We start from the raw sequence: 15111 nt of genomic DNA, 5'->3' as shown, positions 1-15111 counted from the left end.
AGTGGCAGCTGCCTGCCGCCACCTGATCAGCTGTGCTCCTCCGGGTTGTTCCAGAAGTAGCACTCCGGGTCGTAGACGGCCGGCGTCGGATGGATCCACGGATTGACGAAACCGCCCAGCGCAAGATTCTCCTTCCGCGGAACGTTCCTCAGGTCCTTCTTGATGATCACCGACTGCGGGTAGTTCGCCACACAGCCCATGAAGAATGGGCCTTCGGTGGTGTGCACCTTGAAGATGTCCCAGACCAACTGCAAGCGCTTGACCTCATCCGGCTCGAGCAGTGCTTGGCTATAAAGGTCCCACAGCTTCTGGACCGGGCCGTTCTTATCGGGCTCCATCCGCGGTGGGTGCCGCTTGTACGGATCGACATTGAGCTCCTTCTTCAATGTCGGTGTCCCCTTCAATGACCACCACTGGCCCGAGAGCGGCGCCCAGTGTTGATACTGCACCGGAACGATCCAGCCCGGGTAGATCAGCGGCTGGCCGTCGCCGACCTCCCAGTCGGTGTGTGCCATCAGTTTGCCGGTCTGCCATTGATCATCGAACGACTGCGGCGGGATCGGATTGCGCTTCATCTTCAGGCCGACCTTTGCCAGGTCGGACACCAACTGGTTGTCCTTGGCGGTGTGCTCCGCAGACTGATCGGCGGGGTAATCCAGTCGAAGCTCAAGCGGCTTGCCGTTCGGGAGCGTACGGATGCCGTCGGATCCGGCCTTGCAGCCCAATTCGTCCAACAGCTGCTTGGCCTTCTCCGGATCGTGCGCAACGGCGGAATCACGCCAGGCCCGGTAGATCTCCCTGCCCTCGTCGTTGACCTGGAATTCCTTCGCCTTCGGACTCAACGTGCCGGTGGTCCGCTCGCCCGTGTTGAAGTACACCGACTTCTGCACGGTCGCCCTGTCGAACGCGAACGAGATGGCCTTCCGGAAATTCGGCTCGCGGAACAGCGCCCGATGGTCGTCCTCGATGTAGTCGTAGTTGAGGAAGAAGATCGAACCGGTGCCCGATCCGCTGTCCCACAGGATCAGCTCGGTTCCCGCCTTGTCCTGGGAATTCCGGATGCCCTCGACATCGGCCAGCAGGATCGCGTTGAACGGTCCGTGGACGTAGTCGACACTGCCCTGTTGGATCTGGAGCTTGCCGACCTCGGGGTCGGTGATCAGTGAGAAGGACATCTCGTCCACGTACGGCAGCTGGTCGCCGTTGGGCATCACGGCGTAGTAGAACGGGTTCCGCTCCAGGACGACGCCTTTGTTGTTGTCGAAGGACTTGCACTTGAAGCCCGTCATCGTCGGACAATCGGGATTGCGATGCCAGTCGGCCTTCTGCTCCATCAGGCCACCGCTGGCGTCCCAGTCGGCAGGAACGTCCTTGCCGGTGTCCGGGTGGAACTGCTCCAGGTAGTGATTCGGCATCGTCCAGATCGGCCCGTTGTGACCGACGTTGCCATTCGCCCAGGCCACGATCCGATCAGCAGCCAGCGGCGCCGGCGAATCATAGGTGAGCTTCAGTGTGGTGTCGTCGACCGCAGTGAACTTCGCCAGTGTGCCCTTGCCGGAGCGTGCCTCATCCGGCACAGCCTGTCCCATCTTCTGGGCCAGGATGAACTTCTCCCACCACCAGATGATGCTGGCGGTCGTCCACGGATGGCCGTCGGACCACTTCATGCCCTTGCGGAAGTGGAAGGTCCACTCCGACGCGTCGGCGTTGGACTCCCAGGATTCCGCCAGGCCGGGGCCGATGTCCTTGCCGTCGTTGAGATAGCGCAGCAGCGAGTGGCCGTAGAAGAACTCCGTGTCGCCACTGGACAAGGCCATGCCCTGGGTGCTGTTGGAATTGAGGTTGATGCGACCGCCGTACTTACCAGGCTTCACCCACTTGTGCGGGATGACGTACGGATTCTCGGGCAACCGCTGCTCAACAGGAGGCAGCCCCTTGCCCTTCAGCGATGGCGCCTCGTTGAACTTGGCCGGCTTGGGCAACGGTTTGGTCGCTGACCCGACAGCGCCCGATGTTGTGCCACCGCTCGTACCCTGCGACCCTGGCTTCTGGTCACTGCTGCAGGCACCCAGCGCTGCGGCGCCGGCGAGAGCGGCCGACCCGTACAGCAGGGCGCGGCGGCTGATCGGAAAGGTCATCGTCGTCCTTCCAAGGTTGGCTTGTGTCTGCCCCCGCGAGACGCTGTGCCCAGGACTCTACCCGTGCTGGTCGAGGTAACCGGCCAACGCCTCGCCGCCGTCTCGCGGCACGAAACCGGTCGCAGTGATCTTGCTCAGGTCCAGCACGCTGTTCCGCGGCCGCGGCGCAAGTTCCTTGCCCGCGCCGTAGGTCTCGGTGCTGACCGGCGTGACGTCCTCGGCTGATCGTCCCTGCGCGGTGAAGATCGAGCGGGCGATGCTCGCCCACGACTGCGGCTCGCCGCCGCAGCTGAGGTTGTACACGCCGTGGGCTGGTCGCACCCGGAGAAGATGATCAATGCCGCGGGCGATGTCGTCGGCGAAGGTGAGCCGGCCGAGTTGATCGTCGACGACCGACGGTGACACCCCGTTGGCAGCCAGCCTGATCATGGTCCGGACGAAGTTGCCGCCGTCGCCGATCACCCAACTCGTACGGATGATGTAATGCTGCGGCACCGCTGCGACGACAAGATCACCAGCAGCCTTGGTCTGGCCGTAGACGCCCAACGGCGACAGCGGCTCGACCTCGCCGTGCGGACCGGTCGAGCCGTCGAAGACGTAGTCGGACGAGATGTGCACCAGGGTGAGGCGGTGTCGTCGAGCGATCTCGGCCAGCGCGGCGACCCCGGCGACGTTCGTCGCCCAGGCGGCCCGCCGACCGTCCGGCGTCTCCGCGGCATCGACGGCCGTGAATGCGGCCGCGTTGATCACCACGTCACAGGAACGCCAGTCGTATTTGTCCAGCGAGACAGGATCGGCGAGATCGAGGACGGACCGATCGGTGACCTCGGCATCGGGCAGCACAGCCGCCAGTGCCCGGCCGACCTGACCGTTACCGCCGATGATCACGGTTCGCCTGGCCGGCATCGGCGTCACCTCGGCCAGCCGCGGGTGACCCTTGTCCGCCTCGGATAGTTCGCAGTCCTGCAGCGGGATCGGCCAGTCGATGGCCGCTGTCTCGTCGGAGACGTTCAGGAAGGTGTACTGCGCGCGCGCCTCGGCGCTCCAGTGCTCGTTGACCAGATAGCTGTAGGCGGTGTCCGGTTCGAGCGTCTGATAGCCGTTGGCAACCCCGCGCGGCACGAAGATCGCCGTTCCCGGGCCGAGTTCGCGGGTGTAGACGGTGCCGAACGAGCGGCCCTCCCGCAGGTCGACCCAGGCGCCGAAGATCCGGCCGGTCGCCAACGCGACGTACTTGTCCCAGGGCTCGGCGTGCAGGCCGCGGGTGACACCGACCGAGGCGTTGAACGCGATGTTGTTCTGCACCGGGCCGAAGTCCGGCAGCCCGAGCTTGATCATCTTCTCCCGTTGCCAGTTCTCCTTGAACCAGCCGCGGTTGTCTCCGTGCAGGGGCAGATCGATGATCAACAGGCCGGGGATCGGGGACTCTGTCACCTGGAGGTCTGTCATGATCACTGCCCCAATGCGCGGTATTTCGCCTCGGTTGCTTCCTTCTGCGGTCGCCACCAGGCCTGGTTGGCCCGGTACCACTCGATGGTGGCCTTCAGCCCGGCAGCGAAATCGCCGAACAGCGGTTGCCAGCCGAGTTCCTCCCGCACCTTGGTCGAGTCGATCGCGTAGCGGAGATCGTGGCCGGCCCGGTCGTTGACGTGATCGTAGGCGTCCCGCGGGCTGCCGAGCAGTTCCAGGATCATCTCCACGACGTCCTTGTTGCTCTGCTCACCGTCGGCGCCGATCAGGTAGGTCTCACCGATCCGGCCCGCCTCGATGATCCGCAGCACGGCCCGGCTGTGATCCTCGGCATGGATCCAGTCCCGGACATTCCGTCCGGCGCCGTAGAGCTTCGGCCGCCCGCCGTCCAGGACGTTGGTGATCTGGCGCGGAATGAACTTCTCCACGTGCTGGTAGGGGCCGTAGTTGTTGGAGCAGTTGCTGATCGTTGCGGCGACCTTGAACGAGCGTACCCAGGCGCGCACCAACAGGTCCGAACCGGCCTTGGTCGAGGAGTAGGGGCTCGACGGGTTGTACGGCGTCTGCTCGGTGAAGCGCCGCGGGTCGTCCAGTTCCAGGTCGCCATACACCTCGTCGGTGGAGATGTGGTGATAGCGCACGTCGTGGCGGCGTACCGCCTCGAGCAGCGTGTAGGTGCCGACCAGATTGGTCTGCACGAACGGCGCCGGGTCGGCCAGCGAGTTGTCGTTGTGCGACTCGGCCGCGTAGTGCACGACCACGTCGTGACCGGCGACCAGTTCGTCGACCAGGGCGGCATCGCAGATGTCACCCTGCACGAAGCGGAACCTGTCGGCCGGCAGACCGTCCAGCGAGGCGCGGTTGCCGGCATAGGTCAGCTTGTCCAGGACCGTCACCGTGGCGTCAGTGGCCGACAGCAGGTGGTGCACGAAATTCGAGCCGATGAATCCCGCACCGCCGGTCACCAGGTAGCTGCTCACCCGTGCGAGTTTACGCATCCGACCCCGGGCCGCGGGCCGACTTCATACACTTGGGCGGGTGCGAGGCATCATCCTGGCCGGTGGCTCCGGTACCCGACTGCATCCGGTGACGATCGGCGTCAGCAAGCAACTGGTCCCGGTCTACGACAAACCGATGATCTACTATCCGCTGTCCACGCTGATCTTCGCCGGCATCTCCGACGTCCTGGTGATCACCACACCGCAGGATGCCGAGAGTTTCCGTCGGCTTCTCGGTGACGGGTCCCAGTTCGGCATCTCGATCAGCTTCTCCACCCAACCCCAACCGAACGGCCTGGCCCAGGCGTTCGTCATCGGAAAGCAGTTCATCGGCGATGAGAAGGTCGCGCTGGTGCTGGGCGACAACATCTTCTACGGCCCGGGCCTTGGCACCCAGCTGCGACGATTCCATGACCTCGACGGCGGGGCGGTGTTCGCCTATTGGGTCTCGGATCCCGAGCGCTACGGCGTGGTCGAGTTCGACGCCAACCAGCAGGCGATCTCGCTGGAGGAGAAGCCGGAGAAGCCTCGATCCAACTACGCCGTCCCGGGCCTCTACTTCTACGACAACGACGTCGTGGAGATCGCCGCCGGATTGACCCCGTCGGCCCGCGGCGAGTACGAGATCACCGACGTGAACAAGCGCTACCTGGAAGACGGGCGACTGCAGGTCGGCATCCTGCCGCGCGGTACCGCCTGGCTGGACACCGGCACCTTCGATTCACTGAACGACGCCGGGAACTTCGTTCGAACCCTCGAGTCCCGGCAGGGCCTGAAGGTCGGCTCGCCGGAGGAGGCCGCCTGGCGCCAGGGATTCCTCAGCGACGAGGGGCTCGCGGCTCGCGCCGAGGCGCTGGCGAAGTCCGGCTACGGCGACTACCTGCTCCAGTTGCTGGAGCGGGGCAAGGACTAACGCCCCGCTCTCCGCTGGCCTCAGCTCTCGGCCACCGACCGCCACAGATCGACGCCGCCCTCGACGGCGTAGCTGTCGATCTCGGCCAGCTCCTCGTCGCTGAGGTCGAGGTTGTCCAGCGCCTTCAGGTTCTCCTCGACCTGTTTCACGCTGGAGGCGCCGATCAGCGTCGAGGTGACGGTCGGCCGGCGGAGCACCCAGACCAGGGCCAGCTGGGCGAGCGTCTGCCCGCGCCGCCGGGCGATCTCGGACAGCGCGTCGAGTCGCCTGACCACGTCGGCGTTCTTGGCGGCGTCCGGGGTGAAGCTCGGCCGGCTCGGCCCCTGGAGGCCGCCGCCCTTGCTGGTGTAGCGATCGGTGAGCAGCCCCTGGGCCAGTGCGGTGAAGGCGATCGCGCCCATGCCCAGTTCGTCCAGGGCGTCGGTCAAGCCGTCCTCGATCCAGCGATTGATCATCGAGTACGACGGCTGGTGGATGACCAGCGGCGTGCCGAGATCGTCGGCGATCGCCTTCGCCTGCCGCGTGCGGTCCGCCGAATAGGACGAGATCCCGACGTACCGCGCCCTCCCGGACCTGACGGCCGTGTCGAGTGCTCCGATGGTCTCCTCCAGCGGCGTGTCCGGGTCGAACCGGTGGCTGTAGAAGATGTCGACGTAGTCCAGGTTCATCCGCCGCAGCGACTCGTCCAGGCTGTTCAGGACGTACGTCCGTCCGCCGAGCTGGCCGTACGGGCCGGGCCACATGTCCCAGCCGGCCTTGGTCGAGATGATCATCTCGTTGCGGTACGGGCCGAAGTCCTTGATCATCATCCGGCCGAAGTTCTCCTCGGCCGAGCCGTACGGCGGACCGTAGTTGTTGGCCAGGTCGAAGTGGGTGATGCCGTGGTCGAAGGCGTACCTGAGGATCTCTCGTTGGGTGTCGAACGGCCGGTTGTCGCCGAAGTTCCACCACAGCCCGAACGAGATGGGCGGCAGCAGCAGACCCGATCTGCCGACCTTGCGGTAGTCGGTCGAGGCGTAGCGGTCGGCGGCGGCCAGGTAAGGATCGTGGGTGCCCGGGACGGGATCGTTGAAGCGCGGCATACGGGCATCGTACGCAGCCGCCCCGTCCCGTAATCTGAGGTATGTGACCGTCGAGCAGAATGCACCCGCCGCCCTTGACCTGTCAGCCGCCGACCCGCAGGTGCGGGTCCAGGACGATCTCTTCCGCCACGTGAACGGCACCTGGCTGGAGAACACCGAGATCCCCGCCGACCAGAGCTGGACCGGCGCCTTCATCAAGCTGCGCGACGGCGCCGAGGAGGCGGTCAAGGACATCATCACCGGCCTGGAGGCCGACGACCCGGCGAGCGAAGAGGGCAAGATTGCCGCGCTCTACGCCAGCTTCATGGACACCGAGACCGTCGAGGCCCTGGGTGCCGAACCGATCCAGCCGCTGCTGGCGGAGGTCGGCGAAGTCACCGACACCGCCCGGCTGGTGGGGTTGCTCGGGCGGTTCGCCCGGCTCGGCATAGCCGGCTTGTTCGGTTTCGACGCCGATGCCGACCCGGGCGATCCGCAGCGGATGATCATGTTCACCGGGCAGGCCGGGCTGGGCCTGCCGGACGAGGCGTTCTACCGCGACGACAAGTACCAGGAGATCCGGGACAAGTACTCCGACTACCTGACCAAGGCCTTCGGCCTGGCCGGCTTGGAGGATGCCACCGAACAGGCAGGCCGGGTCCTGGCGCTGGAGACGGCGATCGCCGCCCACCACTGGGACCGGGTGCGCAACCGCGACATGCAGGCCAAGTACAACCTGATGTCACTGGACGACCTCGATCGCTCGGCACCGGGCCTGGCGATCAGGACGTTCCTTGCGTCAGCGGAGATCGAGGAGCAGGCGTTCGCCGAGGTCGTCGTCCAGCAGCCGTCCTTCCTGTCCGGCGCAGCCGGGTTGATCACCAGCGAGCCGCTTGAGGCATGGCGGTCCTGGGCCCGGTTCAAGATCATCAACAGCTTCGCGCCCTACCTGTCGGCGGAGTTCGTCGAGGCCCGGTTCGCGTTCTACGGCACAACCCTCAACGGCATTCCGTCGCTGAAGGAGCGGTGGAAGCGCGGTGTCGAACTGGTCGAGGGCGGGATGGGCGAGGCGGTCGGCAAGATCTACGTCGACCGGCATTTCCCGCCGGCTGCCAAGGAACGGATGGACGAACTGGTCGACAACCTGATCGCCGCCTATCACGAATCGATCAGCGAACTGGACTGGATGACCGACGAGACCCGGGCCAAGGCGCTGGACAAGCTGTCCAAGTTCCGGCCGAAGATCGGTTATCCGGTGAAGTGGCGCGACTACACGACGCTGGAGATCAAGCCGGGTGACCTGGTCGGCAACGTCATCCGCGCCCACCAGTACGAGTTGGACCGGACCCTCGGGCAGGTCGGCAAGCCGGTCGACCGCGACGAATGGTTCATGACTCCGCAGACGGTGAATGCCTACTATCACCCGTTGCGCAACGAGATCGTCTTCCCCGCTGCCATCCTGCAGCCGCCGTTCTTCAACGCGGAGGCGGACGACGCCGTCAACTACGGCGGCATCGGCTCGGTGATCGGCCACGAGATCGGTCACGGCTTCGATGATCAGGGCTCGACCTGTGATGGTGACGGACGACTGATCAACTGGTGGACCGACGACGACCGGGCCGCGTTCGAGCAGCGGACCAAGTCCTTGATCGAACAATACGATGCCCTCGAACCACACAACACACCGGGTCACCACGTCAACGGCGCGCTGACCATCGGTGAGAACATCGGTGATCTCGGAGGGCTCTCGATCGCCTACCGTGCCTACAAGATCGCGCTGGCCAAGAAGCCGGACGGCGAGCAGGAGCCAGCGGTGATCGACGGCATGACCGGTGATCAGCGGTTGTTCTACAGCTACGCAGCGATCTGGCAGGAGAAGAGCCGACCGGAGGCGACGATCCAGCGGCTGGCAACCGATCCACACTCTCCGAGCGAGTTCCGCTGCAATCAGATCGTCCGCAACATCCCCGCCTTCTACGACGCGTTCTCGGTGTCAGAGAACGACAAGCTGTGGTTGTCGCCGGAGCTTCGGGTCAAGATCTGGTAACGGCTTGCCCGTTGGCTGAGACGAAGGGATGAAATTTCCTCCAGCCTCTTTACTAACGCCGCCTTAGTAATCCATGATCCTCTGTGTTGCACCCGTCGGGCGTCCGCTCGGGGTCGAGGAGGATCCATGTCAAAAATGCGCCGTATGGGAGTACGGCTAATCGATTGGGCTGGTTTGCGTAAGACGCGTGGGCTGGCCGGCAAGCGTCTGGTGGCCGTCGCCGCCGCCGGCGTTGCGATGACCATGGCGGCAGCGTGTTCGGCCGGTACGGCCACCAGCGGAAGCGGCGGAAATGCCGCGGGCGGAAACGCCGGCGGCGGAAACAGCCAGGGCGCCTCCGCCCCGTACCTGTCCTTCTCGCCGTGCTGTAGCTGGAACACCACCTGGTCGTACAACCCGTACAACGTGAATGCGCTGGGTATCCAGAACGACTTCATCACGCTCCGGCTGGCCGTCCAGAACTACCCCAGCCTGACCGACTACACCCCGCAGCTGGCGGACAGCTGGAAGGTCGAGAACAACAAGCTCATCGTGCACATCCGCGAGGGCGCGAAGTGGCAGGACGGCAGCCCGGTCACCAGCAAGGACGTCTACGACACCGCGCTGCTTGACGGCACCCGCGGCGACGGCTTCTGGAACGACATCACCGGCGTCAAGGCCACCGACGATCAGACCGTCGAGTTCAGCCTGATCAAGGGGCAGCCGATCCCGCTGGCCGAGAACGACATCCTGGCCAACATCCTGCCCTACCCGTCGAGCGTGTACGGCAAGTTCGTCACGCCGCAACTGGAGAAGGACGTTCCGGCCTACTTCGCGGCCAACAAGAAGGACCCCGACAAGGCTGCGAAGATGCCGGAGTTCAAGCGGATGGGTGAGACCTTCAAGAAACTCGCCGCCGAGAAGGTCGACAAGCTGATCGGTGACGGCCCCTTCCAGCTGGACAACATCACCACCAAGGAGGCCCGACTCTCCAAGTGGGACGGCTTCTGGGGCGCGGACAAGATCAAGATCGGCGGCCTGGACTACCTGAACGGCGCCAACCAGACGATCTACCCGCAGCTGTTCTCCAACCGGGCCGACTTCTCCAACGTCTATCTCCCCCGCCGATCCTGAAGCGCTGGAGCAGCACCCCGAACGCGCACACCGCGCTGCCGCTGGCCTTCGGCTTCGTGCTGGGATTCAACAACCATGAGTACCCGTTGAACATCAAGGAGGTCCGGCAGGCACTGGCCTACGTGATCCCGCGGCAGCAGATGAGCAACGCCGCCTACGGCACTGCTCAGGGCGCCGGCGGCACGTGGAAGGAAGTCAACACCGGCATCTCCCCGACGATGGAGAAGCTGTACCTGCCGCAGGACAAGATCGACCAGCTGAACAAGTACCCGGTCGATCCGGCCAAGGCAACCCAGCTGCTGGAGTCGAAGGGCTTCAAGAAGCAGGGCGGTCAGTGGATGATGCCGAACGGCAAGCCGTTCAAGATGACCCTGACGGCCAACGCCGACACCTCCGACATCGTCACCTCGTTCGACTCGGCCGCCAAGGCACTGACCGCCTTCGGCATCAAGGCCGACGTGAACGCGACGTCTGGTGCACAACAGGATGCCGATCAACACAACGGTGACTTCGACGCCGGCATGTACTTCGTCGGTGGCAACGACCCGCTGAACCAGTTCGACGCGATGCTGGGAACCGGGCAGAACTACGCCAGCTCCGGCAACTATGCCGGCAAGCGCGGCCTCGGCTTCGGCCCCAAGGTCGACGTTCCGGGTCTGGGCAACGTCGAGATCAACACCACGCTGGACCGCCAGGCCCGCCAGGTCGCCCCCGGCCCGAAGCTGAACGAGTTGACCTGGGACTACGCCCAGATGGTGAACGAGCAGGTCCCATACATCTGGTACGCGACCAAGGTCTACCAGTTCTCCTACTCGGACAAGACCTTCACCAACTGGCCGCCGACCGACAAGAACGGCAGCAGCCCGTTGTGGGACATCATCGGTGCGAACATGTCCGCAGGCGTTTCGCTGGCTCTGCAACAGGGCTACATCGTCCCGAAGAAGTAATGCCCGTCACTCGCGAGGTCATGATCACCGCTTCGGCGGTGGTCATGGCCTCGCGTTCTCGCCGATGAGGACCAATCGATGCTCCGATATCTGACCAAGCGTGTGATCATGTCCCTGGCCATCATCTACATCGTGTTGACACTGTCGTTCTTCATGATCAGATTGATGCCCGGCAATCCGATGGCCGCGCTGGAGTCCCAGCTGCGGATGCAGGGTGGCCTGACCGACCAGGAGATCCAGCAACGGGTCGCCGCGATCTACGGCGTCGTGCCGAACGACCCCATTCTCACCCAGTACAAGGACTATCTGCTCAACATCCTGCACGGCGACCTCGGCGTGCCGATCACCAATCCGGGGACGACGGTCACCGCGATCATCGCCGAGGCTCTGCCGTGGACCATCCTGATCGTCGCCGTGTCGCTGATCATCAGCTTCATCATCGGTGTCGCGATCGGATCGGCGATGGCCACCTTCCAGGACAGCATCTTCACCAAGGTGATGACGTTCGTCGTCTCCTTCCTCAGCGCCGTGCCCAGCTACCTGGTCGCGATCATGCTCCTGTACGTGCTGACTGCCACCTATCGAGCCTTCCCGGCCGGCGGCGCGTACGGCGTCGACGTGACACCGGGGCCCAACCTCGCCTACATCCTGAGCGTGCTCTACCACGCCGTGCTGCCGATCGTCGCGTCCGTGATCACCTCCTTCGGTGGTTGGGCGCTGGCGATGAAGGGCAGCGCCGTCTCGGTGCTCGGCTCGGAGTATGTCCGGGCCGCAGAGTCCCGCGGACTCAGCGACCGGGTGATCAGCCGCTCCTACGTCGGCCGCAACTCGATGCTGCCGATGATCACGCAGCTGGCCCTGTCGATCGGCTTCATGTTCGGTGGTTCGGTGTTCGTCGAGACCTACTTCCAATACCCCGGGATCGGCTACTACATGATCCAGTCGGTCAACCAGCGTGACTACTCACTGATGATGGGCTGCTTCCTGCTGATCACCGTTTCGGTGGTGATCACTAACCTGCTGGTGGACCTGCTCTACCCGCTGGTCGATCCGCGGATCGTCAATCCCGCCGCGCGGAAGAAGGCCGAAGCCACCCAGGACGGCTCCGAGGACGTCCAGGCCCTGCCGGTCGGGGGGACGGTCGCATGAGATTCCTCAGTGACCTGTGGCGGATCCTCCGCAACGACAAGGGCGCGCTGGTCGGCGGCTTCATCGTGTTGTTCTACTGCCTGCTGGCGATCTTCGGTCCGATCCTGGTCCACGTCAGCAACGACCAGGACGCCAACAACGCCTACCTGCCGCCGTCCTGGAACCATCCGCTGGGCACAGACGCACTCGGTCAGGGCGTGCTCAGCCAGATCATCGTCGGCGCCCGACCGATCATGATCGTCGGCGTACTGGCGGCGATCATCACGATCTTCGTCGGCGTCCTGCTCGGGCTGTTGTCCGGTTACGCCGGTGGGCTCACCGATTCGGTGATCATGCGCATCACCGATGTCTTCCTGACCGTTCCCGGCCTGCCGTTGATCATCGTGCTGGCCGCGGTCATCCACACCACCAACCCGTTCGTGCTGGCCTGTGTGCTGTCGATCACGGCGTGGGCCGGGCTGGCCCGGGCGATCAGGTCACAGGCGCTCAGCCTGCGCAGCAGCGACTTCGTCGAGGCCGCCCGGCTGCAGGGCGTGTCGATCGGCAACATGGTCGGCCGGCAGCTGTTGCCGAACGTCGGGCCGTACGTCGCAATCCACTTCCTGTTGGCGATCACCGGTGCGATCTACGCCGAGGTCGGTCTGTTCCTGCTGGGCGTCGCACCGATCAGCGGCACCAACTGGGGCATCATGATCAACCTGGCGATGTCCCAGGGCGCCCTGTACACCACCGACAGTGCCTTCTACCTGTTCTCACCGATGGCCGCGATCGTGATCCTTCAGGTGGCGTTCGTGTTCTTCTCCCGCGCGCTCGACAGCGTGTTCAACCCGAGGCTGCGTGTCCAGTGACCACTACGACTGTTGATACTTCTGTTGATGCCGCTCTGCTCCAGGTCGACAATTTGACCGTCGCGTTCGGCGACGGACCGGGTTCGGTGAAGGCCGTCGAGAACGTCAGCCTCGATGTCATGGCCGGCGAGATCTATGCCCTGGTTGGCGAATCCGGGTGCGGCAAGTCCACCCTGGCCTACTCCCTGCTGGGCATCGTGCCGGCGCCGGGCAGGGTGGTCGGCGGTGAGGTCCGGATCCGGGGCGAGAGCACCACCCGGATGTCCAAGTCCGAGTTGAACCACCTGCGCGGGGCCCAGGTCTCCATGGTCTTCCAGGGCGCGATGAACGCGTTCAATCCTGTGCTCACCATCGGCAAACAGGTCGAACACATCCTGCAGGCCCATCCCGAGGTCTTCGACGACCCGAAGGACGGCCGGGAGTATTTCGAGCACCTGCTGGAACTGGTCCAACTGCAGCCTGAACGGATCTGGAAGTCGTTCGAGAGCCAGCTGTCCGGCGGCATGAAGCAGCGGGTCGCGATCGCGGTCGCGCTGCTCCTCAAGCCGTCGCTGGTGATCCTCGACGAGCCGACCACCGCGCTGGACGTACTGAACCAGCGACTGGTGATCGAGATCCTCAACGACCTGCACCGGACGCTCGGGGTGACGATCATCTTCGTCACTCACGACCTGGCGGTGGTCGCCGAACTGGCGACCCGCGTCGCGGTGATGTACGCCGGTCGGCTGGTGGAGTCCGGCACGGTCGAGGAGATCTTCGGCCGCGGCCGCCGGCATCCCTACGTCGAAGCGTTGATCAGCGCCATCCCGAGCGTGCTGGATGCCGGTCTGAAGGTGAAGCCGATCGGCGGTTCGGTGCCGAATCTCGCCCTGCTGCCGAAGGGTTGCCGGTTCGCGCCGCGCTGCCCGCTGGCCGAGGACCTGTGCCGGCAGACCGAACCACCGCTGCTCGGTGATGATCATGGTCATCTGGTCGCCTGTCATGTCGTCAACCGTCCGCTGAACGGTCCCCGGAAGGTGGAAGCGTGAGCCTGCTCGAGGTAACCAATGTCACCCACACCTACGCGACCGGCAGCGGCCGGCCGGTGCTGCACGGGATCAACCTGAGCACCGAACCCGGCGAGATCGTCGCCCTGGTCGGCGAATCCGGCTGCGGCAAGACCACCCTCGGCCGGATGATCGCCGGACTGCATGAGCCGACCGGCGGCACCATCTCCTTCGAGGACACCGACATCGCCCAGTTGAAGGGACGACGGCGCAAGCAGTGGCGCCGCAAGGTGCAGATGGTGCACCAGGACCCGTACGGCTCGCTCAATCCCGGTCTGACCATCGGAAGCACGCTGGCCCCGGGCATGCTGCAGCACAAACTCGCCACCTGGCGCACGGTGCAGAGCGAGATGCTCAGGCTTCTGGAGCAGGTCGGGCTGGACGCGACACCCGACTTCCTGCAGCGCTACCCGCACCAGCTGTCCGGCGGGCAGCGTCAACGGGTATCGATAGCCCGGGCGATCAGTCTGCAACCCAAACTGATCGTCGCCGACGAGGTGACCAGCATGCTGGACGTCTCCATGCGGGTGGCCATCCTTGACCTGCTGTTGCGCTTCGCCAGGGAGCGCGGCATCGGCTATATCTTCATCAGCCACGATTTCGGTGTCGTCCGCTACTTCGCCCAGGGCGGGCGCATCGCGGTGATGTTCTTCGGCCACATCGTCGAGGAGGGCCCGGTCGAGGAGCTGATCACCAAGCCACGGCATCCCTACACGCACATGTTGCTCCAGGCGATCCCGGTTCCGGACCCGGCCATGGCCAGGAAACGCAACCAGACCGAGGGTGAGCCCGAGGGTGAGCGACTGATCGGCGAACCGGCATCGCAAGGATGCGTCTTCGCCAACCGCTGCCCCCTTGTGCAGGACGTCTGCCGCAAGCAGGCGCCTAAACTGTCCGATATCGGCGGCGGGCACCGTACGGCCTGCCACTTCTTTGACCAGGTGCCTCCGCTGGCCCACATGACGGGGAGTACCGCAGGAGGTCATCATGATCGGAATGGCAGCAAAGCTGCTCATGCGGATGGGACTGGCGATGCTGATCTTGTCGCTTCTCGTCCGACCGGCAATTGACACCCGCTCAGGCAAGGTCGGAGACGACCTGGCGATCATCGCCTGCCTTCTGGTGATAATCACCGGGTTCATCGGCACGCGGGTTGCGCGCCGCATCGATGAACCGCTGGCCAAGCAGTTCACCGAGCGGCAGAAGGCCCGCGAGGCCAAGCTCCGACGCTGAGACAGATTTCAGTCGAGCACGGCGTCCGCCCACCTCCGGGCGGGCGCCGTTGTCATTCCGAACGGCGTTCTTGGCAAACTTTGGCACAGGCGACCGGAACCGGTCCGTTGTGGAATCTCGCCGGCTACACCATGACTGCCGGCTTCTC

At 64.7% G+C, this 15111-nt stretch carries 13 protein-coding genes; 9 read left to right on the top strand and 4 right to left on the bottom strand.

Translation table 11 applies throughout. The annotated features are described in order from the left end of the window. Nucleotides 1–26: 26 nt before the first annotated feature. The 3 genes from GJV80_RS20920 to rfbB are packed head-to-tail and all read right to left on the bottom strand — an operon-like array spanning nucleotide 27 to nucleotide 4606. On the bottom strand, nucleotides 27–2138 hold the full coding sequence (locus GJV80_RS20920) for an ABC transporter substrate-binding protein (RefSeq protein ID WP_154689550.1): 2112 nt from the start codon (nucleotides 2136–2138) through the stop codon (nucleotides 27–29). Nucleotides 2139–2195: 57 nt separating this feature from the next. Beyond that, nucleotides 2196–3587 carry a sugar nucleotide-binding protein gene (locus GJV80_RS20915; protein ID WP_154689549.1) on the bottom strand — a complete coding sequence of 464 codons (1392 nt, stop codon included), beginning with the start codon at nucleotides 3585–3587 and terminating at the stop codon, nucleotides 2196–2198. A 2-nt stretch (nucleotides 3588–3589) separates the two neighbouring features. Next, a complete protein-coding gene (gene rfbB / locus GJV80_RS20910; RefSeq protein WP_230207909.1) occupies nucleotides 3590–4606 on the bottom strand; it encodes a dTDP-glucose 4,6-dehydratase in 1017 nt (338 codons plus the stop codon). Between the two features lie 40 nt (nucleotides 4607–4646). Here rfbB and rfbA point away from each other — a divergent pair, with 40 nt between their 5' ends. Beyond that, entirely contained in the window at nucleotides 4647–5519 is an 873-nt protein-coding gene (gene rfbA, locus GJV80_RS20905) for a glucose-1-phosphate thymidylyltransferase RfbA (RefSeq protein ID WP_154689547.1), read from the top strand. A gap of 20 nt (nucleotides 5520–5539) precedes the next feature. Here rfbA and GJV80_RS20900 read toward each other — a convergent pair whose 3' ends face one another. Next, complete coding sequence (locus tag GJV80_RS20900) at nucleotides 5540–6601, bottom strand: aldo/keto reductase (protein WP_154689546.1); 1062 nt, start codon at nucleotides 6599–6601, stop codon at nucleotides 5540–5542. A gap of 43 nt (nucleotides 6602–6644) precedes the next feature. Between GJV80_RS20900 and GJV80_RS20895 the strand changes: the two genes are divergently transcribed. The 8 genes from GJV80_RS20895 (at nucleotide 6645) to GJV80_RS20860 (ending at nucleotide 14963) form a co-directional block, all read left to right on the top strand. Then, nucleotides 6645–8627: a M13 family metallopeptidase gene (locus tag GJV80_RS20895; RefSeq protein WP_154689545.1), complete on the top strand. Its 1983-nt coding sequence runs from the start codon at nucleotides 6645–6647 to the stop codon at nucleotides 8625–8627. A 174-nt stretch (nucleotides 8628–8801) separates the two neighbouring features. Next, nucleotides 8802–9740 carry an ABC transporter substrate-binding protein gene (locus GJV80_RS20890; protein WP_195909045.1) on the top strand — a complete coding sequence of 313 codons (939 nt, stop codon included), beginning with the start codon at nucleotides 8802–8804 and terminating at the stop codon, nucleotides 9738–9740. Nucleotides 9741–9796: 56 nt separating this feature from the next. After that, nucleotides 9797–10687: an ABC transporter substrate-binding protein gene (locus GJV80_RS20885; RefSeq protein ID WP_195909044.1), complete on the top strand. Its 891-nt coding sequence runs from the start codon at nucleotides 9797–9799 to the stop codon at nucleotides 10685–10687. 78 nt (nucleotides 10688–10765) lie between these two features. Beyond that, nucleotides 10766–11836 (top strand): ABC transporter permease, encoded by a 1071-nt coding sequence (locus tag GJV80_RS20880; RefSeq protein WP_154689542.1) that lies wholly within the window; start codon nucleotides 10766–10768, stop codon nucleotides 11834–11836. Continuing rightward, nucleotides 11833–12684, top strand: coding sequence for an ABC transporter permease (locus GJV80_RS20875; RefSeq protein ID WP_154689541.1), 852 nt, complete (start codon nucleotides 11833–11835; stop codon nucleotides 12682–12684). The genes GJV80_RS20880 and GJV80_RS20875 overlap by 4 nt, the downstream gene beginning before the upstream one ends. 53 nt (nucleotides 12685–12737) lie before the next feature. After that, nucleotides 12738–13712: an ABC transporter ATP-binding protein gene (locus tag GJV80_RS20870; RefSeq protein WP_154689540.1), complete on the top strand. Its 975-nt coding sequence runs from the start codon at nucleotides 12738–12740 to the stop codon at nucleotides 13710–13712. After that, complete coding sequence (locus GJV80_RS20865; RefSeq protein ID WP_154689539.1) at nucleotides 13709–14800, top strand: ABC transporter ATP-binding protein; 1092 nt, start codon at nucleotides 13709–13711, stop codon at nucleotides 14798–14800. The genes GJV80_RS20870 and GJV80_RS20865 overlap by 4 nt, the downstream gene beginning before the upstream one ends. Next, nucleotides 14763–14963: a hypothetical protein gene (locus tag GJV80_RS20860; protein ID WP_195909043.1), complete on the top strand. Its 201-nt coding sequence runs from the start codon at nucleotides 14763–14765 to the stop codon at nucleotides 14961–14963. The genes GJV80_RS20865 and GJV80_RS20860 overlap by 38 nt, the downstream gene beginning before the upstream one ends. Nucleotides 14964–15111: the final 148 nt, after the last annotated feature.

Source organism: Microlunatus sp. Gsoil 973 (genome assembly GCF_009707365.1).
In the GTDB taxonomy this organism is placed as follows: Bacteria; Actinomycetota; Actinomycetes; order Propionibacteriales; family Propionibacteriaceae; genus Microlunatus.
Note: the sequence above shows the minus strand (reverse complement) of the source record. Positions and strands in the feature narration are given on the sequence as shown.

Coding starts and splice junctions, on each gene's coding strand:
- GJV80_RS20920 (WP_154689550.1), bottom strand. CDS start 2,138: ATGACCTTTCCGATCAGCCGCCGCGCCCTGCTGTACGGGTCGGCCGCT.
- GJV80_RS20915 (WP_154689549.1), bottom strand. CDS start 3,587: ATGACAGACCTCCAGGTGACAGAGTCCCCGATCCCCGGCCTGTTGATC.
- rfbB (WP_230207909.1), bottom strand. CDS start 4,606: ATGCGTAAACTCGCACGGGTGAGCAGCTACCTGGTGACCGGCGGTGCG.
- GJV80_RS20900 (WP_154689546.1), bottom strand. CDS start 6,601: ATGCCGCGCTTCAACGATCCCGTCCCGGGCACCCACGATCCTTACCTG.
- GJV80_RS20880 (WP_154689542.1), top strand. CDS start 10,766: ATGCTCCGATATCTGACCAAGCGTGTGATCATGTCCCTGGCCATCATC.
- GJV80_RS20875 (WP_154689541.1), top strand. CDS start 11,833: ATGAGATTCCTCAGTGACCTGTGGCGGATCCTCCGCAACGACAAGGGC.
- GJV80_RS20860 (WP_195909043.1), top strand. CDS start 14,763: ATGCTGATCTTGTCGCTTCTCGTCCGACCGGCAATTGACACCCGCTCA.